This is a genomic window from Lacibacter sp. MH-610, from assembly GCF_045780045.1.
GTDB lineage: Bacteria > Bacteroidota > Bacteroidia > Chitinophagales > Chitinophagaceae > Lacibacter.
Genome location: NZ_CP116002.1, coordinates 2541008 through 2559996, shown reverse-complemented (window position 1 = coordinate 2559996; position 18989 = coordinate 2541008). Strand labels below are relative to the sequence as shown.

The window sequence follows — 18989 nt, the reverse complement described above, 5'->3', positions numbered from 1 at the left end:
TTACTCATTCATTGTTTCTAAATCATCAGCCTTAAACCCCCACTCCTGTAAAAGTTGCTGATAAACTGGCGGCTCTAAACGGGCTTGTTCATAGTGCCCGGCATTTGTTTTTTGACGCATGGCTTCATAGATGCTCACAGCACAAGCCACAGATATATTAAGCGATTGAATAATACCCATCTGGGGAATAATAAAATTGCCATCAGCTTTTGCAATCATTTCTTCACTTACTCCTGCATGCTCATTACCAAATACAAGTGCTACGCTTTCGGTGAAGTTGATAGAATATAAACTTACCGCATCACTGCTGAGATGCGTCGTAAAAACCTTTGCATATTTTTTCCGCACTTCAACCATGCATGCATCCAGGTTATCAAACTGGTGAACCGTTAACCATTTGGCAGCACTGGAAGAACTCCTGGCTCCCCATTTTTTATGACGTGGAATTTTTGTAGTAAGCACATATATATCCTGAATGCCTACGGCATCGCAGGTTCGCATAACGGCAGATATGTTATGAGGATCAAATACGTTTTCAAGTACAACGGTTAAGTCCGGTTGTCTTTTATTGAGTACAGAAATAAGTCGGTTGCGGCGTTCGGGAGTCATTGTATGATCAGTTGTAATGCCGCAAATTTATTTGGTAAAAAGCTGATTGTAAAATTGAATAATACGTATCGCATCATCAGTTGATTTACATTCCATTCTGTTTTGTTTCATATAATTGCCTACTTCTACAGACTTATCTGCAAGCATATCAAGTATAAAATCTTTTCCTTTTTTCCATTTCACCATCTTTTTATAGTTAGAATTATACACATAGTAACTTTCTTTTTCATCGTACTGTTTTGCAGGATCAACAGTAGCCAGCGTTTTACGTTCTACAATCATTTTACTATGCAATCTCAGAAATGAAGCAACACCTGAGTTGTACTCCTGGAAATAGGTGTAAACGGTTGTTCCGGGCGATTCAGGATAGCCACATCCATAACTGTAAGCTATAGAATCTGTGCCGTCAAAACTCTTGAAGTATAAGCGTTTAATGATTCCATTATCAGCAACCATTTCTTTTTTATCCTGGTTGAGGTAGTGAATTTTATTGGTTTCAAGATTGAATCTGATTTTTATACCGCTGTAAAACTTATCATCTCTTAATTGTACAAATGCATCATTAAATTCATCAAATAAAAAAGGCGATCCTTGTATATTTAAATTGTCTTCAGTGGTAAAGGGTAAACCGCCGGTAAGTGCATTACTCAAATTAATTTTCTGAAACTGGTTTGTATTCAATCCATTAAAAAAACCAATTTGAGCCGATAATGAATTTACAAGCAACGAGAAAGTAAAAAAAAGTAATGTCTTCATAAAACCATGATTTTCATTTTAAATGTAATTATTTAAACGATTCTTTGTTTCCTGATTTTAAAATCAAAGTTTTGAGCTTCCGGAACTTGTAATTTTGTGTAAAAGCCTGAATCCCCTAAATTTGCAGCCCCAAATGTTCGGGACGTGGCGCAGCCCGGTAGCGCACTTGTATGGGGTGCAAGGGGTCGCTAGTTCGAATCTAGTCGTCCCGACATAATAAGGCTCACTGCTGTGAGCCTTATACATTTTATGTCATTCACTGTTTACATATTACAATCGGAAGTTACGGAGCGGTATTACTGTGGACAAACTGATGATATAAAGCAACGCCTGAAACGTCATAATTCAGCTGAGGTGAAAAGCACTAAACATGGAGTTCCATGGAAGTTGATCACAATTATCAATTGTGATACCCGGGCTGAAAGTATGAAACTGGAAACAACCATTAAAAAACGAGGTGTTAAGAGGTGGCTGGAGGAACATCCTGATTTTCTTAAGTGGTAACACACTTGTATGGGGTGTCCCGCTTAGGGCGGGACTAGTTCGAATCTAGTCGTCCCGACATCATAAGGCTCACTGCGGTGAGCCTTATTCTTTTTTATGCTTGAACAATTAACCAACAAAAACCTATCTTAGCACCCAACATTTGATTCCTTACATGACCATTCTCATCCGGCAGGCAAAAATTGTTGATCCTACTTCTCCGTTTCATTTATCACAACAGGATTTATTGATTGAAAAAGGCATTTTTAAACAGATTGGTACGGTTACCGCATCTGCTGATCAGGTGATTGAGGCCAAGGGGCTATGTATTTCTCCGGGCTGGGTCGATTTGTTTGCCCATTTCTGTGATCCTGGTTTAGAGTATAAAGAAACCATAGAAACAGGAATTGCTGCTGCTGCCAAAGGAGGATTTACTGAAGTAATGGTGTTGCCCAATACCAAACCGGTAGCGGATGGTAAGAGCCAGGTTGAATACATCCTTCAAAAAGCAAAACACAGAGTTGTAACGGTCTATCCCCTAGGTGCTGTAACTAAACAAACAGAAGGTAAAGAACTGGCCGAAATGTATGATATGAAAGCGGCAGGTGCAGTTGCTTTTACCGATGGTATTAACCCCGTTCAAAGCGCCGGCCTTTTGCTTAAAGCATTGCAATATGTAAGAGCATTCAATGGTGTGATTTTACAAATACCCGATGATAAAACCATCGGAATGTATGGACTGATGAATGAAGGAATTGTAAGCACACAATTGGGATTGCCGGGCAAGCCTGTACTGGCCGAAGAAATTCAGGTGGCAAGGGATATCAAGTTGACAAGGTATGCTGAAAGTCAACTGCATTTTACCGGCGTTACAACACCTAAAAGTATTGAATACATCAAACGTGGAAAAGAAGGAGGTGCCGGAGTATCTTGCTCTGTTACACCGGCTCATTTGTTTTTTTGCGATGAAGACCTACGCAGTTACGATACCAATCTCAAATTGTATCCGCATTTGCGTACCGCCGCTGAACGGGATGCTTTGAAGCAGGCAGTATTGAACGGATCGGTTGATTGTATTACATCCCACCACCGTCCGCATGAATACGACAGTAAGGTTTGTGAGTTCCAGGAAGCCAAAGCCGGGATGATTGGATTGGAAACCTGCTATGGCGCTACAGTCGCAGCATTGGGTACACAATTAACACCGGAGAAATGGGTAGAGCTCATCAGCATTAATCCACGTAAGATAACAGGATTACAGGTGCCTACCATCAAAGAAGGTGCAGCTGCTAATGTAACAATCTTTGATCCTGAAGCTACTTATGTATTTCAGGAAACAGATATCCGCTCCAAAAGCCGTAACTCTGCCTTTATTGGAAAAGAGTTAAAAGGTAAAGCGGTAGCGGTTATCAATAACAATCAAATTCAAATCAACTAAACGATTATGGAAAAGAAAACAAACAGCCCCATGATTCAATATGGCTTGTTAAGCGGTTTATTAGGCATAATTATGTTCCTCATTTTGTACTTAGGTGGTACTAAATTATTTACAAGCCCGATAGCTTATGCAGGTTATCTTATTCCTATCATTTTCGCTGTTCTTGCATGCGTTAAGGAGAAAAAAGCGAAAGGCGGTTTTTTGAAATTTGGTGAAGCGCTAAAAACAAGCTTTGGAGTTTTTGTCATTACATCATTGCTTTCGACTCTATTTACATATATTCTTATGAACTATATTGACACTGAGTTTGCAACATCTATGAAATCTTATACAATGGAAGTGACGGAGAATATGATGAAGAAATTTGGTGCATCTCAAACTCAAATTGATGAAGCTGTCAAAAAAGCTTCTGAAAAAGATCAATTTTCGCTGGGCAGTATGCTGCTTGGCTTTTCATTCGGATGTATTTTCTGGTTTGTCATTTCTTTAATTATATCTCTGATTGTGCGTAAAGAAAATAAAGAGGGAATGCCCCAATCCATGTAATTCATGAATCTAAGTATTGTTATACCATTAAAAGATGAAGCCGAATCCCTGCCCGAACTTTGTGCATGGATTGAACGTGTAGTTACAGCCCGTCAATATACGTATGAAGTAATTTTAATTGATGATGGCAGCATAGACGATTCCTGGAAAGTAATTCAGCAGTTGCGTTCTGCTAATCCCAACATTAAAGGCATCCGTTTTCAAAGAAATTACGGTAAGAGTGCAGCTTTGAATGAGGGTTTTAAAGCGGCTGCCGGTAACGTGGTTATTACCATGGATGCTGATTTGCAGGATAGTCCGGATGAAATTCCTGAACTCTATGATCTCATTGCAAAAGAGGGGTATCATCTCATCAGCGGATGGAAGAAGAAACGGTATGATAATACATTCACTAAAAACATCCCTTCAAAATTTTTTAATGCGGCCACCCGTAGCATGAGTGGTATTAAGCTGCATGATTTTAACTGTGGTTTAAAGGCCTACCATCATAAAGTAGTAAAGAGCATTGAAGTGTATGGCGAAATGCATCGTTATATTCCGGTACTGGCCAAGTGGGCGGGCTTCCGCAATATTGGAGAAAAAGTAGTGGAACACCGCAAACGTAAATATGGCACTACTAAGTTCGGATGGAGTCGTTTTGTGAATGGTTTTCTTGATTTAACAACTATTTCATTTGTTGGCAGGTTTGGTAAAAGACCCATGCACTTTTTTGGTTTATGGGGCACCTTGGCATTTGCAATTGGTTTGGGTATCAGTATTTACCTGATTGTTTCTAAAATCATCAATACAGAATTTGCTATTACCAATCGTCCGGCATTCTTTATTGCTTTAACGATTATGTTGATTGGTACACAACTTTTCCTGGCTGGTTTTCTTGGGGAGTTGATTGCCCGTAATGCACCGGAAAGAAATAATTATCTGATTGAGGAAAAAGCAGGGTTATGAGAATCATCATCATTGGCCCGGCTCATCCTTTGCGTGGCGGTCTTGCTTCCTATAACGAACGACTTGCAAGGCAGTTTCAAAACGAAGGGCATGATGTAACCATTTATACTTTTTCACTGCAGTACCCCGGGTTTCTTTTTCCCGGTACCACACAATATTCGTCTGAACCCAAACCTTCAGATCTGAAGATTGAGATAAAGATCAACTCAATCAATCCTTTTAATTGGTTGGCTGTTGGTAATGAACTTAAAGAAATAAAACCTGATATCATTGTTGTTCGTTACTGGCTTCCTTTTATGGGCCCGGCTTTGGGAACTATTTTACGCAGAGTAAAAAAGAATCAAAATACTAAGATCATCTGCATTGCTGATAACATCATTCCTCATGAAAAGCGGATTGGCGATGTTCCATTTACCCGGTATTTTGTAAAAGCTGTAGATGGTTTTGTGACCATGAGTGATAAAGTGCTGAACGACTTACAACAATTTGCAACAGATGCTCCGGCACAGTTTGTTCCGCATCCGCTCTATGATAATTTTGGAGAAAAAATCAGCCGCACGGAAGCAAGAGCTCATTTAAATCTTCCGCCTGATAGCTTCCTCTTCTTATTTTTCGGATTCATCCGTAAGTATAAAGGATTGGATCTTTTACTCGAAGCAGTTGCGCATTTGAAAAAACAAAATCAAAACTTTAAGGTGTTAATTGCAGGAGAGTTTTATGAAGACCGAAAAGTGTATGATGAATTGATCGGGCAATTGAGTATTCATGAACAATTGATTTTAAAAACAGACTTCATTCGTGATAGTGAAGTTAAATACTATTTGTGTGCAGCCGATGCTGTTGTACAACCTTACCGTAACGCAACTCAAAGCGGCGTTACCCCCCTCGCCTATCATTTTGAAGTACCTATGATTGTAACCAATGTGGGAGGTCTTCCTGCCCTCGTTCCGCATAACAAAGTAGGCCTGGTGTGCGAACCCAATGCTGAAGCCATTGCTCAAACCATGCTGCAGATGCAGCAACTCGGAACAACCGGATTCCTCCCGGGCCTGCAGGAAGAAAAGAAAAAGTATGCCTGGAGTAATATCACAAGGGCCATTTGTTCATTGGCGGGATACAAGCAGTAATTACCTATTTTCGTTTCTATGATTTTCAGAAGTAAAGCTCCATTACGGATCGGTCTTGCCGGTGGTGGTACAGATGTAAGCCCGTACAGCGATGAATTTGGCGGTGCCATTTTAAATGCAACGATTTCTCTGTATGCACATGCCAGTATTGAATTGCTGGAGGAAGAGACAATTATTCTGCAGGCGCTGGATCGTAATGAAACAGAAACATATCCATTCAGTACTTCTTTGCCTGTAAATGGTAAACTTGATTTGCTTAAAGGGGTTTACAACCGCATTCAGAAAGATTATGGCATCCCTTGTAAAGGTTTCCGTTTAACCACTTTTGTAGATGCTCCTGCCGGTAGCGGTCTTGGTACCTCTTCTACACTGGTTGTAGCCATATTAGGTGCTTTTACTGAAATGTTACGGTTACCGCTGGGCGAATATGACCTGGCCCGTTATGCATTTGATATTGAGCGGAATGATCTGCAATTAGCCGGTGGCAAACAGGATCAATATGCAGCTACTTTTGGCGGTGTCAACTATATGGAGTTTTATGCAGGAGATAAAGTAATTGTAAATCCGCTCCGTATTAAACAGGAATACTTAAATGAATTGGAACATAACCTGCTTTTATATTTTACTGATACCAGCCGTGAAAGTGCTTCGATTATTAAAGAGCAGCAAAAGAATGTAAGTGCAGGTAATACACAAAGTATAGAAGCCATGCACCAATTGAAAGAACAGGCAAAACGCATGAAAGAAGCGTTGCTGAAAGGCGAATTGCCCACCATTGGTGAAATTCTGGATTTCGGTTTTCAGCAAAAGCGAAAGATGGCTGCAAATATTTCTAACTCCCGTATGGATGAACTGTACAATGCGGCCATAAAAGCCGGTGCTACCGGCGGTAAAATTTCAGGTGCCGGCGGAGGTGGTTTTATGATTTTTTATTGTCCGGGTATCAGCCGTTTTGCAGTTATGGAATCACTGCAACAATACGGGGGCCGTTTCAGAACCTACCAGTTCACCAAACAGGGAATGACCAGCTGGACTGCTCAGTAACACTTGCACTGAAACAATTACTTTTGCAACATGAGCGAACAAATCAAATCCATTATTCAATCCAGTATTGAGGTAAAGCAATCCATCCTGGCTGATGAAATTATGATTCAGCAACTGGCAACTGTTTCTCAACTGATTACTACGGCATTCAAAAATGGAAATAAAGTATTATTCTGCGGCAATGGCGGTAGTGCAGCAGATGCACAGCACCTCGCAGCAGAATTCAGCGGTCGTTTTTACACAGACAGAGATGCACTTCCTGCTGAAGCACTGCATGTAAATACCAGCTATTTAACAGCTGTAGCTAATGATTACAGTTATGATGTAGTGTATGCACGACTGGTGAAAGGGCTTGGTCATAAAGGTGATGTGCTGATCGGTTTGTCCACTTCCGGAAATTCAAAAAATATTATCGAAGCCTTTAAAGTAGCCCGGGAAAAGCAGATGGTTACGATTGGTTTTACAGGCGAAACAGGTGGTCAAATGAAAGAATTGAGTGATCATCTCTTTAATGTACCTTCTAAAGACACGCCCCGCATCCAGGAAAGTCATATCATGCTCGGCCATATTATCTGTCAATTGGTAGAAGAACAATATTTCGGTGCTTAACGTACATGATTTCAACTGCCATCATATTAGCCGGAGGTTTGGGAACAAGATTACGATCTGAAGTTCCTGATTTACCCAAGTGCATTGCGCCGGTAAACGGCAATCCTTTCCTGAAATATGTGGTTGATGAATTGCTGAAACAGGGTGTTACACATTTTATTTTTTCAGTAGGCTACAAACGGGAGCCGATTATTGAGTATCTGCATGACGCATTTCCACAGTTACAGGTTCAATTTGCAGTGGAACAGGAGCCTTTAGGCACCGGCGGCGGCATACGTACTGCTGCAGCCCTTGCAACAGAAAAGAATGTGTTTGTACTTAACGGCGATACATTGTTTAAAGTAAACCTGCAGCAGTTAAGCGATCTGCATTATCTTAAAAAAGCAGATTGTACGCTTTCTCTCAAGCCAATGCAACAGTTTGATCGTTATGGTGTGGTGGAGTTAAATAATGAACAAAAAATTCTGCAGTTTAAAGAAAAGCAGTTTTATGAAACGGGACTTATTAACGGAGGTGTTTATGCATTAAATGTGCCTTCCTTTTTGCAGGAAGATTTTAAGCCTGTGTTTTCATTTGAAAAAGAATACCTCGAACGATTGTATACACAACGAAACTTTTTCGGTTTTATAAGTAACGCTTATTTTATTGATATCGGAATACCCGCCGATTACCAACGTGCACAAAAAGAACTTGCTTAACATGATGCATCCTTCCATTCCCGTTAATCAACTGCCGGCTATCAATAACAGCTGGACCTTATTCCTTGATCGTGATGGCATCATCAATACAGACGTTATTGATGATTACATAAAAAGCTGGGATAAATTTGTATTTACTGAAGGTTGTTTAGAGGCTTTAAAAATCCTGTCGCCTTTATTTGTCCGTATAATCGTGGTGAGTAATCAACGTGGTGTGGGTCGTGGATTGATGACACAGGAAACACTTGACATCATCACCAACAATATGCTGCAGGAAGTAAAAAATGCCGGTGGACGTATTGATAAAGCTTATTACTGTACATCAACAGATAATGCTGATATCAACCGTAAACCCAACCGGGGTATGGCATTACAGGCGCAAGCTGATTTTCCGGAGATTGATTTTGAAAAAAGCATCATGGTAGGCAATATGTCAAGCGATATGCGGTTTGGCCGTAATATCGGAGCATATACAGTGTATATTCCAACCCGTGCAGATGGTAATCCTGAGCCGGAAACGGTGGATGCCGTATTTAAAACTTTGTTAGCCTTTGCAGAAGCCATGATTTCCATGCATCCTGTACAATAAATTTGCCGTCAAGACTGTTAATGAAACGAATGAAACAATTCTTCTTTTATATACTCTTATTGGCGGGACTGCAGTTGCAGGCGCAAAAGCTTACACCTGCTGAGCTAAAAGATTTCCGTACCCGCCAGGATTCTCTCAAACATCTGGCGTATAAAATCATTAATGATGAAAGTGCTGCAGTACGATTCCGAAGCGATAGCACATTCACCAAAATACTGGTGCGGGCACTCGTAAAAAAGAATTCGTTTTTATTCCCTTTTGATTCGCTGGTTACCATTTCTAAACTTTATGATGAAGACAGCACGTTTCGCATTTTTACCTGGCAGGTAGTAAGAGATGATAACTACTGCCGGCAACGTGGGTTTATACAAAAGAAAACACAAGATGGCAGTTTAAGATTGTTTCCCCTTATAGATCAAAGTGAGTTTACAAAAGCTCCTGTTGATACGATTGCCAATCACTTTGGATGGATAGGCGCTGTGTATTACAGAATTGTAACTACAGAACATGCCGGAAAAAAATATCATACCCTTTTTGGCTATGACGAGAACAATGCACGTTCCACTAAAAAATGGATGGATGTTTTATGGTTTGATGAAACAGGAGCACCTGTTTTTGGTTTAAAAAATGCATTTTCATATGCCACCGATTCTATACCCAAACCTCCAACCAATCGCTTTTTAGTAGAGTATAAAAAAGATGGAAGGGCCCGTGTGCAATATGATGAAGAAGCAGGAATGATTATTTATGACCACCTGATTTCTGAAAGCAATGAGCCGCAAAAGAAATATACTTTAATACCTGATGGCGATTATGAAGGTTTCGTTTGGAAAAACGGCCAATGGATTCATATTGATAAAGTGTTCGACTTTAAATTAAAAGACGGTGAAGCACCGGTGCCCACTCCCTTTACTGAAGATAAACTGCCACCCAAACAAACCCCTCCAAAGCCTCCTGTTAAGAAAAAGCCGGGAGGTGGTAATTAGTTTAGTAAGTTTTTCGTGTGAATTTGTACTTCTTTCCTTTACGTGTTACTATAAAAAGATTATTGTATGCTGTATCAGGCAAATCTGACAGCAGTTGTTGATTCATGAGTTTGTTTACAAGATCATCCACCGTATTGGAATGCCCCACTATCAATACATTCTTTTTGCCGCTTTCTTTAACCCTTGCAATAAATTTATCTAATGTATCCCGGTGATTATAAAATTGTACCGGCACGCCGATGGCATCACTTAAAGGCTTAGCGGTTGTGGTAGTACGAATAGTTTGGGTAGAAAAAATGAAGCCGATGTTTTTTTGCTGCAGCTCCTCTTTTAATTTTTCTGCACGTTGTATTCCCTGCTCACTCAATGGAACATCGCTGGTCATATTAGGGCCTTGTGTTGCTTTCTCCGCATGTCTTACAATATAAATGGTTTTGCTACTGCAGCCGAACAAGCTCAGGATGATGATAGTTGTTAAAAAATACTTCATGTTAAAAGTTTACGTTTAAAAAATGAAACACCGTTTTTAAAAATACCGTCTTCTTTGTAAATTTAAGTCAACGCAATCCATTAAAATTATAACTCATGAAGACTTTATCTGAAACCTGGTTTGCCGACGGTTATATTGATTTTGAATTGAAGAAGTACACACTTCTCGCCTACCTGCAGGAAGTGGACAAATACTTCAACGAATCAAAACTCTATCCGCAACTGGCAGATGTGATCTTCCACTACAACAACCTCGTTGCTTTTCGTGAAAACAAAAAGTATCTGCAGGAACAGTTTCCAAAAAAACTCACAGGCATACAGCTTGAAAAACTGCAGTTACTCTATGAACAGATGATTGAAGATGATGAACTGATGCAGGAACTGGAAAGCATCATCCACTATTCCATTGATACCATCAAATCCACCATCAGCAGCGGTACAGAAATTTATGAAATGGTAGAACAAAGTTTGAGCATCAACCCGGTTGGATTAATTCCGTTAGACACTACGGAAGGCTATCTATTTCTCCGCAATAAAAACAATAAACAAACCAAAGTGTATCAATACCGGCTGAGTTTTTTTGAACGGCACGATTCACAGTACCGGGCCCTGAAAACCAATTTCATTGATGATTGGGTTAGCAACTTTGTGAACACCTATGAAAGTATAAAAAGTGAACTCATCCGAAATAAAACAGCATTACCGAACCCGGCTGTGTATAGTATTGAAACCGATCTTTCTTACCCGGTTGATGAAACTTTTTTACCAATTGCCAAACGCAGCTTTGTAAAATTCTTAGCTGCATAAAAAAGACCTATAAGGTTTGCTGCGCTGTATTCAATCCCGGCAAACCTTATAGGTCTATACATTTAAAAATTACTCCACTTCCAATCCCCACTCAATTCCTTTCTCAGTAGCAGGAACACCTTCTTTCATCCATTTCGGCATGGGTGCTCCTTTTAAATAATGATCAAAGAATTGTTGCTCTCTTACCTGGATGTCTTTACGGTTTCTGCGTTCTACAAGATTGTGTGCTTCACCGTTATAATTGAGCATCCATGATGGTTTACCCAGGCGGCGTAATCCTGTAAACAATTCAATGCCCTGGTACCACGGTACAGCACCATCCGCATCATTCGCCATTATCACTATCGGCGTTTTTACTTTGGGTAAATGAAATAATGGAGAGTTTTCAAGATACAACGGCAACTTCTCCCACAGTGTAGCGCCAATTCTGCTTTGTGATTTTTCGTACTGGAACTGGCGGTTTACACCACTCTCCCAGCGGATTCCACCGTAAGCGCTCGTCATATTGGCCACCGGTGCACCGGCCCATGCAGCTGAAAACAAATTGGTCATGGTAACTAACTGAGCTACCTGAATACCGCCCCAGCTTTGTCCCTGGATGCCGATCTTGGTACTATCCACATAACCCATTTTTACAATGGCTCTTGCACCACTCACCACATGATCGTAACAATCTTTGGCAGGATGCCCAACCGTGTAATGAATATCCGGTGAGAAAACAATATAACCACGGCTCACAAAGAACGGAATATTCAAACGGCTGGGTGTAGGCGAAGGAGCCTGGTATTGATGTAATGTTTCAGAATGTGTTTCATAGAAATAACAGATCATGGGATATTTTTTCTTTGGATCAAAATCCTCAGGCTTGTAAATAATTCCCTCACTTATTTTGCCATTATATGCTTTCCATTGAAACAGTTCTGCAGTTCCCCAGTTGTATTGCGCCTGCTGCGGATTGATAGTGCTCAACTGCAGTGCAGTGCTGATATCTTTATTGTTAACGACAGTTACATTATAGCTTTCTTTGTAATTGCCTTTCAAATAACCAAACACAGGACTGTTCTTAGCTTTGAAATAGCCAACCATTGAAACAGGAAAAGTAAGTTGACTGCCTGTTTGTAAGGTAAAAGCTTCTCCCAGTTGATGAAGTTTGATGCCGCTGCCTTTTTGCTTTTCATCAAAAACACTCAGCATTACTTCCTGCCCTTCTTTTACAAATTGTTCTTCACGGTCAGTACGGATGTAACGGAATGTAAGTTTTTGTTTTCTTCCGGCACCATTGGTAATGCAAACAGGTTTTGCAGCACCGGAAGGATCTACTTTCCAGATATCATAACGGTCGTACACATAAAAGAACGCATCATTTTCCTGCCAGCCCATCATGCCATACGGCGGAGGATCATCAGGATGCTCATCGGTTTCATCCCATAACGGAACAGTGATGTCTTTCGTCATGTTGATGCTTTTAGCCGTGGCGATGTTATAAGCAAAATAATGTTTCGCCTTCCAGTCGTACCAAACCACAAACTTTGCTTTGGGTGAAAGCATGGCACCGCCTCTTAATTTTTTGGCTACCAGTTTGCGTTCACCATTACCGGTATTTACAAGATACACATCGTTCCAGTTGCTTTGCTCCCACTGGCTTTGCACACGGTAAGGTTTGTTGGTTTCGCCCAAGGCAAGGGTTGCATCATCATCATCAGTTGTTTCAATACGCTCCAGATCATTATCAGCCAGCATCAATGCAGCATCAGAACCATTGTTTATCACTGCCAGGTAACTTCTCCGTAATTCATTATTGAGTTGATAGAGTTGCTGTGTTTGCAGGTAATCTTCTTTATAGTGCCAGATATCCAGTCTGGCAGTTTCAAACTCCACCAGCGTGGTATCTTTTGGTTTGCGAATGGGCGCTAAACCAAAGAACAAACGCTGTCCGCTTTTACTGAATTTGTTGGAATAATCGGGGCTGATGGTATAACCTGTTTTAATACCGGCCGTTGTTTTGTCAGCTTTCAGGGTAGCTTCATTCATACCGGGTTTGTAATACCAGAGCTTATAAAACTTTTTCAATGCCTTGGTGCTGCTGTCTCTTTCGGCTACAAATGCCAGTTGCTCTCCTGCTTCATCAAATGCAAAGTTTTTGGCATCATTAAATCCTTTCAGTACGGTATCAATTTTTCCGGTGGCCGTATTCATCCATAATACCATTGCTTTACTCAGGGTATCACCATTCTTCTTAGTGGTTTCAATCAATAAAGCATTACCATTCTTGCTGAAATAATAATCACTCACCAGTTTGAATTTCTTTTCTTCACCGGTTGCGGTATTACGTACTACCAATTCTGTTCCTTCTTCTACAGGATCTTCTGCTGGTCGTGCAGCCGGTCTGCTGGGCCTTGCAGTTTGTAAAACATTTAAGCCTTTTGTTTTTGCTTCATTGGCTTTTAGTTTCAAACTGTCTGCCACACGCATCAAGCTATCTGCCATGTTCATCATTCTGTTGATCTGTGTTAATGAGTCGGGTTTGGGAGCCGGCGCAGGTGGAGCCGGTAATGCTTTCTCCATATGATAAGCCAACCATCCGTTTCCTTTTTCAGGAGTTTTGAATGATTTTACACGGGCTGTTTTCCAAACATCATTTTTGCCTAACTCAATCATGCCCAAACTATCCTTGGGCATATCATCCGGACGTTTCTTTTTAATACGTGCATCACGTGTGTCTTTAAAGAAAGGCCGGATCTTAAAAATCACATAACGGTTATCTTCTGTGATCAATTGACTATAACCCCGCTCAATTACTTTTTTATAGCGGCCGTCAGTAGATTGAATCACCAGTTCTCCATCACCTTCCTGCGGATTCACCATGTACACTACCCATTTACCATCATTGCTGATGAGTGGTTGTGTTGCTGATTGCCAGCCGTCATACACCGTATGATCTAATGGCTTTTTGGATTGTGCGGAAAGGGTTTGGGAAAAAATCAAAAGAAGGGAATAAAGCATTGCTTTTCTCATACCTGTTACATTTAGTTCTGAGATCTTCTGTACGAAGTTGGTTTATAAAGGTAAATGTAAATGATCACAGAAAAGCCGGCTCAATATTATGATGAACTGCTATTTCCTTGGGAGCAATGGCGGTGAAAGAAGTATCCACCTGAAATTTCAGAAGATACCTTGGGTTTCCTATTTTAGCAACATGATCAGTTATAAACCGAAAGACTGGCTCACTTTTATTTTTCATTTTCACAAAGCAGATACGGTACGGGTGTTATTGCCCATGATCCTGGTAATGTGTGCTTACAGTGGCCTCATTGCTTACCTGGAACTGGAAGTGTGGGAACTGTCTAAAGACAGCAATGTAAAAAATCTCACCCTGCTGCATAACCTGCTTGGATTTGTACTCTCCATGCTCCTTGTATTTCGTACCAACAGTGCCTACGATCGTTGGTGGGAAGGCCGTAAACTCTGGGGTGCACTGGTAAACAACAGCCGCAATATGGCCATGAAGCTGAATGCTTATTTAAGTATTGATGATGCTACTACCCGCCGGCAGGCGGCAAGATTGATCACCACGTATGCACACACGCTAAGCAAACATTTGCGGGGCGAACAGGTAACATTTGAACTGGACAGTAATGAACATCCGGAGTTGGAAATTATTAAAAAGCATCATCATGCACCCAACCAGGTGGCAGCACTCATCAATAAAAAAATAAACCGGTTGTACAAAGAAGGAAAAATTTCCGGTGATCAGTTGCTGGCCCTCAACCTCGAGCTGATGTCATTTGCTGATATCTGCGGAGCCTGTGAACGCATTAAGAATACACCCATCCCCTATTCTTACAGTGCCTTTGTAAAGAAGTTTATCTTTTTTTATGTGATGACCTTGCCGTTTGGCTTTGTATTCAACCTCGGGTATTATGTGATTCCGGTAGTTGCGTTTATTTTTTATGTACTGGCAAGTCTTGAATTGATTGCAGAAGAAATTGAAGACCCCTTTGACGGCGATGCCAATGATTTACCGACTGATAAAATTGCGGATGGCATTACCAAACATGTAAATGAAATTCTGTTGGGGTGAGGTAAAGTATTTCAGCTATGAAACTCTTAATGATAAACCAAAGTCAGTCTATTTTATTGGATGCTCATTTAAATATTTTAATGACAAAATCAATAAAGTGATGCTAAGAGCGATATATAATAGGACTATCAAATTATTTTTTAGCTTGTTTGTTTCGCTTTCATTAGCATACCCGGCTTCAATTTCAAGATAGCGCTTCTTTCCAAAAACAATATAACTGTTGATTGCAATGATCAACATCCCGATAATAAATAACCAGATGCGTGGCCCGTCTACAATCAATATCCTATTTGTGATGATCATTAATACAGCAACTCCTGTAATGAAATTTAAACTCATAAAAATTGATAATAACAGCACGGCATTATACCTGGGTGTATCTTCATGTCCCCAATACTTTAGAAGTTTATAAAACCTGTAATACAAATTCTTTAATAAACTTATCATAAGATTAATCAAACGCTCATAATTCGAACTTCGTACCTCCTATCTCTTCCCTCTCCTCCACACCAACCATGTATGAATCAAAACACTTAACAGGATCAAACTGCTGCCCACTAAAAAACTTAACCCTAACTCCTGCTGTTCGCTATATAAAACAAAAGCAAGAATAATTCCATACAGCGGCTCTAAATTAAAACTGAGATTGACCGTGTAAGCAGATAGTTTTTTCAACGCATTACCTGTAAGTGTAAAAGCCCATACAGAACAAAACCAGGCGAGGAACAACAACCATCCTAAATTGCTCCAGCCGGGCAAAAGCTTTCCTGGAAAATAATACAGATATAGCGGTAGTAATAAACTCAACCACAGAAACCCGCCACTCAATTGATAAGTCAACACTGTTTCACTGTTCAGCGTTTTTAAATACCGGCGTAATAACACCATGGAAAAAGCAAGCAACACTGCACAGAGTACACCCAGTATAATGCCCGTTTTATACCTGGCATCAAAATGAAAGATGATGCTGATGCCCGCCATTACCAGCAGTCCCAGCAATACTTCTTTAAAATCCACCGGTTTCTTTTCCAGCAAAGGTTCCGTTAAAGAAGTGAAGAATCCAACGGATGAAAAGCAAACCAGTGCTACAGAAACATTGGCGGTTTTAATGCTGCCGTAAAACGTTACCCAGTGCATGGCCGCTAAAAATCCAACACCACTCAGCTCGAGAGCAGTACGCCAACTTACTTTTTGCAACTTCCTGGTAAGCGAAAACAAAACCCACATCGTTGCCGCCGTTAATAACAAACGCCACCATACCAGCAATCCTTCATTGAGCGTAATAAGTTTGCCCAGTACACCGGTAAAACCGGCGAGGAAAATGGAAAGATGCAGTTGGAGGAATGCTTTTTTCATTGTAATGCGTTACCATCATCAGGTAAGCAACATCATTTTGAATACCGTAAGGCACTCCATTTTATTGAGGTTGATGTTACACCTGTTGGTTACAAAGAAATAAAAAGAATGAAGAAAAGAAGAAATGATTATTTACTGCTCATCATATCGGCAGTTGTAACAGTGCTGATGCGGGAAACACCGCTGCTCTTCATGCGGCTGCGGTAGTTTTTGAAAATACTTTGCCAGCGGAGGTTGAGTACACCCAGGATACCTTCTTTCACAATGCCTTTGTTCATTTTACTTACACCCAGTTTACGATCTACAAACGTAATGGGTACTTCGGCTATTTTAAAATGCAGCTTCCAGGCGGCAAATTTCATTTCAATCTGGAAGGCATAACCCACAAAGGAAATTTCATCAAGATTGATGGTTTCCAGTACCTCTCTTTTATAACAAACAAAACCGGCCGTGGGATCTTTTACCGGCATCCATAAAATCATTCTGGTGTAATACGAAGCACCTTTGGAAAGAAAAATTCTGCCCCAGGGCCAGTTGGCCACAGCACCACCTTGGGTATAGCGGCTGCCAATAGCAACATCAGCACCGCCTGTTTTGCAGGCATCATACAAACGGTTCAGATCTATGGGGTTGTGACTGAAATCCGCATCCATTTCAAAAATGAAATCATATCCTTTTTCAATACACCATCTGAAACCGTGGATATAAGCAGTGCCTAATCCTAATTTTCCTTTCCGTTCTTCCAGGAAAAGCCGGTTGGGAAATTCCTGTTGCAATTGTTTTACAATGGCAGCTGTGCCATCAGGAGATCCATCGTCAATAATCAATACATGAAAACCTGACTGCAGGTCAAAAACAGCCCTGATAATGCTTTCAACATTATCTTTCTCATTGTAAGTAGGTATAATTACAATTTTTTCCAAATCAGTAATTCTGTAGATGCAATATTATTGATAATACTGACAATGTTCAAAAAGCAAATTACAAACCAGAAAACGTTTAGTTCTTCTTTAACAGGGTGCGGTTTAAAATTTCGGTTAGTTTTTGTTTGGTGTGTAATGGAAAGTCTCCCTTCATCATCCAATCATAATACTGCGGCTCCTGTTTTAATACATCCGCTACAGGTCTGCCTTTATGTTTTCCGAAATTAAAAACTTCTTTACCGTTTTCCATCACAAGTCTTCGGGCAAAATCCACAATCTCTTCCTCACCAACTGTTTTGAGTATCGTTTCAACCGTAGTGCCTAATTGCGGATAACGTTGAATTTGAGCCTGTAATACTTCCCAAGTAGCGGAAGCATCTATTTCTGCACTATGTGCTCCATCCAGGTTTTTATTGCAATAAAATTTATAAGCGGCTGATAAAGTGCGTTGTTCCATTTGATGAAAAATACGTTGCACATCCACCAGCTTTGTTGTTTTCAAATCAATTTCTATACCCACCCTTAAAAACTCTTCCATAAGAATAGGCACATCAAAGCGGTTGCTGTTATAACCGGCCAGGTCGCAGCCTTCAATAAACTGTTTGATTTCATTTGCCGCCTGCTTAAAAGTAGGCGCATCTTTCACCATTTCATTGGTAATACCGTGTACTTCAGTAGCTCCGGGCGGAATAGGCATTTCGGGATTCAGCAGTTTCCGTTTTACCAAACGGCTTCCGTCGGGCATAATTTTGATGATGGCAATTTCCAGGATACGGTCGGTACTGATGTTTACCCCGGTAGTTTCCAGGTCAAAAATGGCAAGGGGTTTCTTTAATTCTAAACTCATAGATCCAGGTTGAGGTGATGAAGGTTCGTTTGAAAAATCGAGGGGTAGCTGTTCTGTCATGCGCAAATGTACTAAAACAGCTCTTTGGAACGTTATAGGGCTGTAAATGAGCCAAACTATGGCTGATTGAGGTAAAAAGGTTAGTTTTGAGCAACCAAAATCCTTTAAAATGAAAAAGCTACTTCTTGCAGTAATTCTTCTTTTCACTGTTTCGTTCATCGCTGTTTCCTGTATGAGTACAGGAAAGATGGGATGTCCTACCAATGTTGGTTCCGGCAAACCTTTCCGTTCTTGATTTGTTAGCAGAGAAATAATTTTATGAACTGGATTCAATTAAACTCTGATCATCAATTGGATGAAATCATCCGTGCGTCTGATAGCCAACCCCAGGTAATTTTTAAGCATAGCACCCGTTGCAACATCAGTACTATGGCAAAAGGCCGGCTGGAGCGTGCAGGCTTACCGGGTCATGTTCCTTTTTATTATCTGGATTTATTAAGTCACCGTCCTATTTCCAATAAAATTGCTGAACTGTTTTCCGTGGAGCATGAATCACCACAGGTACTGGTAATTAAAAGCGGCAAATGTGTTTATACAGAAAGCCATACCGGTATTCATATGGATGAGATACTGGAAAAAGCATCAAAGAATTAATC

Annotated in this window: 22 protein-coding genes and 1 tRNA gene; 15 read left to right on the top strand and 8 right to left on the bottom strand. The window is 40.5% G+C overall.

Translation table 11 applies throughout. The features are described 5' to 3' along the window. Together PDL71_RS11810 and PDL71_RS11805 are read right to left on the bottom strand one after the other, a co-directional pair. Positions 1-609 (bottom strand): TrmH family RNA methyltransferase, encoded by a 609-nt coding sequence (locus PDL71_RS11810; RefSeq protein ID WP_407521233.1) that lies wholly within the window; start codon positions 607-609, stop codon positions 1-3. A gap of 27 nt (positions 610-636) precedes the next feature. Next, entirely contained in the window at positions 637-1365 is a 729-nt protein-coding gene (locus tag PDL71_RS11805) for a hypothetical protein (RefSeq protein WP_407521231.1), read from the bottom strand. A gap of 138 nt (positions 1366-1503) precedes the next feature. Here PDL71_RS11805 and PDL71_RS11800 point away from each other — a divergent pair. The 11 genes from PDL71_RS11800 to PDL71_RS11750 all read left to right on the top strand — a co-directional run bounded on the left by PDL71_RS11800 (position 1504) and on the right by PDL71_RS11750 (position 9830). After that, positions 1504-1577 (top strand) — tRNA-Pro (locus tag PDL71_RS11800). A gap of 37 nt (positions 1578-1614) precedes the next feature. After that, positions 1615-1869, top strand: a complete 255-nt coding sequence (locus PDL71_RS11795) for a GIY-YIG nuclease family protein (protein ID WP_407521229.1) — start codon at positions 1615-1617, stop codon at positions 1867-1869. A 154-nt stretch (positions 1870-2023) separates the two neighbouring features. Beyond that, a complete protein-coding gene (locus PDL71_RS11790; protein ID WP_407521227.1) occupies positions 2024-3286 on the top strand; it encodes a dihydroorotase in 1263 nt (420 codons plus the stop codon). A gap of 6 nt (positions 3287-3292) precedes the next feature. Continuing rightward, positions 3293-3832 (top strand): DUF4199 domain-containing protein, encoded by a 540-nt coding sequence (locus tag PDL71_RS11785; protein ID WP_407521225.1) that lies wholly within the window; start codon positions 3293-3295, stop codon positions 3830-3832. 3 nt (positions 3833-3835) lie between these two features. Next, positions 3836-4777: a glycosyltransferase family 2 protein gene (locus PDL71_RS11780; RefSeq protein WP_407521223.1), complete on the top strand. Its 942-nt coding sequence runs from the start codon at positions 3836-3838 to the stop codon at positions 4775-4777. Continuing rightward, complete coding sequence (locus PDL71_RS11775) at positions 4774-5904, top strand: glycosyltransferase family 4 protein (RefSeq protein ID WP_407521221.1); 1131 nt, start codon at positions 4774-4776, stop codon at positions 5902-5904. Before PDL71_RS11780 ends, PDL71_RS11775 begins: the two co-directional genes overlap by 4 nt. 18 nt (positions 5905-5922) lie before the next feature. Then, positions 5923-6948: a dehydrogenase gene (locus tag PDL71_RS11770; protein WP_407521219.1), complete on the top strand. Its 1026-nt coding sequence runs from the start codon at positions 5923-5925 to the stop codon at positions 6946-6948. Positions 6949-6978: 30 nt separating this feature from the next. Further along, on the top strand, positions 6979-7557 hold the full coding sequence (gene gmhA / locus PDL71_RS11765) for a D-sedoheptulose 7-phosphate isomerase (RefSeq protein WP_407521217.1): 579 nt from the start codon (positions 6979-6981) through the stop codon (positions 7555-7557). Positions 7558-7562: 5 nt separating this feature from the next. Beyond that, the gene (locus PDL71_RS11760; RefSeq protein WP_407521215.1) at positions 7563-8255 is read left to right on the top strand and encodes a nucleotidyltransferase family protein; all 693 of its coding nucleotides are present in this window, start codon (positions 7563-7565) and stop codon (positions 8253-8255) included. Position 8256: 1 nt separating this feature from the next. Continuing rightward, complete coding sequence (locus tag PDL71_RS11755; RefSeq protein ID WP_407521212.1) at positions 8257-8844, top strand: D-glycero-alpha-D-manno-heptose-1,7-bisphosphate 7-phosphatase; 588 nt, start codon at positions 8257-8259, stop codon at positions 8842-8844. Positions 8845-8873: 29 nt separating this feature from the next. Continuing rightward, positions 8874-9830 carry a hypothetical protein gene (locus PDL71_RS11750; RefSeq protein ID WP_407521210.1) on the top strand — a complete coding sequence of 319 codons (957 nt, stop codon included), beginning with the start codon at positions 8874-8876 and terminating at the stop codon, positions 9828-9830. A 1-nt stretch (position 9831) separates the two neighbouring features. Here PDL71_RS11750 and PDL71_RS11745 read toward each other — a convergent pair whose 3' ends face one another. After that, positions 9832-10320 carry a SixA phosphatase family protein gene (locus tag PDL71_RS11745; protein WP_407521209.1) on the bottom strand — a complete coding sequence of 163 codons (489 nt, stop codon included), beginning with the start codon at positions 10318-10320 and terminating at the stop codon, positions 9832-9834. A gap of 95 nt (positions 10321-10415) precedes the next feature. Here PDL71_RS11745 and PDL71_RS11740 point away from each other — a divergent pair, with 95 nt between their 5' ends. After that, on the top strand, positions 10416-11126 hold the full coding sequence (locus PDL71_RS11740; protein ID WP_407521207.1) for a hypothetical protein: 711 nt from the start codon (positions 10416-10418) through the stop codon (positions 11124-11126). A gap of 69 nt (positions 11127-11195) precedes the next feature. On the opposite strand, the gene PDL71_RS11735 is transcribed toward PDL71_RS11740, so the two are convergent. Beyond that, positions 11196-14141, bottom strand: a complete 2946-nt coding sequence (locus PDL71_RS11735) for an alpha/beta hydrolase family protein (protein ID WP_407521205.1) — start codon at positions 14139-14141, stop codon at positions 11196-11198. A 181-nt stretch (positions 14142-14322) separates the two neighbouring features. On the opposite strand from PDL71_RS11735, the gene PDL71_RS11730 reads away from it, so the two are divergent. Next, on the top strand, positions 14323-15207 hold the full coding sequence (locus PDL71_RS11730; protein WP_407521203.1) for a bestrophin family protein: 885 nt from the start codon (positions 14323-14325) through the stop codon (positions 15205-15207). A gap of 48 nt (positions 15208-15255) precedes the next feature. On the opposite strand, the gene PDL71_RS11725 is transcribed toward PDL71_RS11730, so the two are convergent. The 4 genes from PDL71_RS11725 to PDL71_RS11710 all read right to left on the bottom strand — a co-directional run bounded on the left by PDL71_RS11725 (position 15256) and on the right by PDL71_RS11710 (position 18333). After that, positions 15256-15546, bottom strand: a complete 291-nt coding sequence (locus PDL71_RS11725; RefSeq protein WP_407521201.1) for a hypothetical protein — start codon at positions 15544-15546, stop codon at positions 15256-15258. A 147-nt stretch (positions 15547-15693) separates the two neighbouring features. Next, positions 15694-16563, bottom strand: a complete 870-nt coding sequence (locus tag PDL71_RS11720) for a DMT family transporter (RefSeq protein ID WP_407521199.1) — start codon at positions 16561-16563, stop codon at positions 15694-15696. Positions 16564-16691: 128 nt separating this feature from the next. Next, positions 16692-17486, bottom strand: a complete 795-nt coding sequence (locus tag PDL71_RS11715; RefSeq protein WP_407521197.1) for a polyprenol monophosphomannose synthase — start codon at positions 17484-17486, stop codon at positions 16692-16694. A 76-nt stretch (positions 17487-17562) separates the two neighbouring features. Beyond that, positions 17563-18333 (bottom strand): exonuclease domain-containing protein, encoded by a 771-nt coding sequence (locus PDL71_RS11710; RefSeq protein WP_407521195.1) that lies wholly within the window; start codon positions 18331-18333, stop codon positions 17563-17565. Between the two features lie 169 nt (positions 18334-18502). On the opposite strand from PDL71_RS11710, the gene PDL71_RS11705 reads away from it, so the two are divergent. Beyond that, positions 18503-18628: a hypothetical protein gene (locus PDL71_RS11705; protein WP_407521193.1), complete on the top strand. Its 126-nt coding sequence runs from the start codon at positions 18503-18505 to the stop codon at positions 18626-18628. A gap of 23 nt (positions 18629-18651) precedes the next feature. Beyond that, positions 18652-18987, top strand: a complete 336-nt coding sequence (gene ytxJ, locus PDL71_RS11700; RefSeq protein WP_407521191.1) for a bacillithiol system redox-active protein YtxJ — start codon at positions 18652-18654, stop codon at positions 18985-18987. Positions 18988-18989 lie beyond the last annotated feature (2 nt).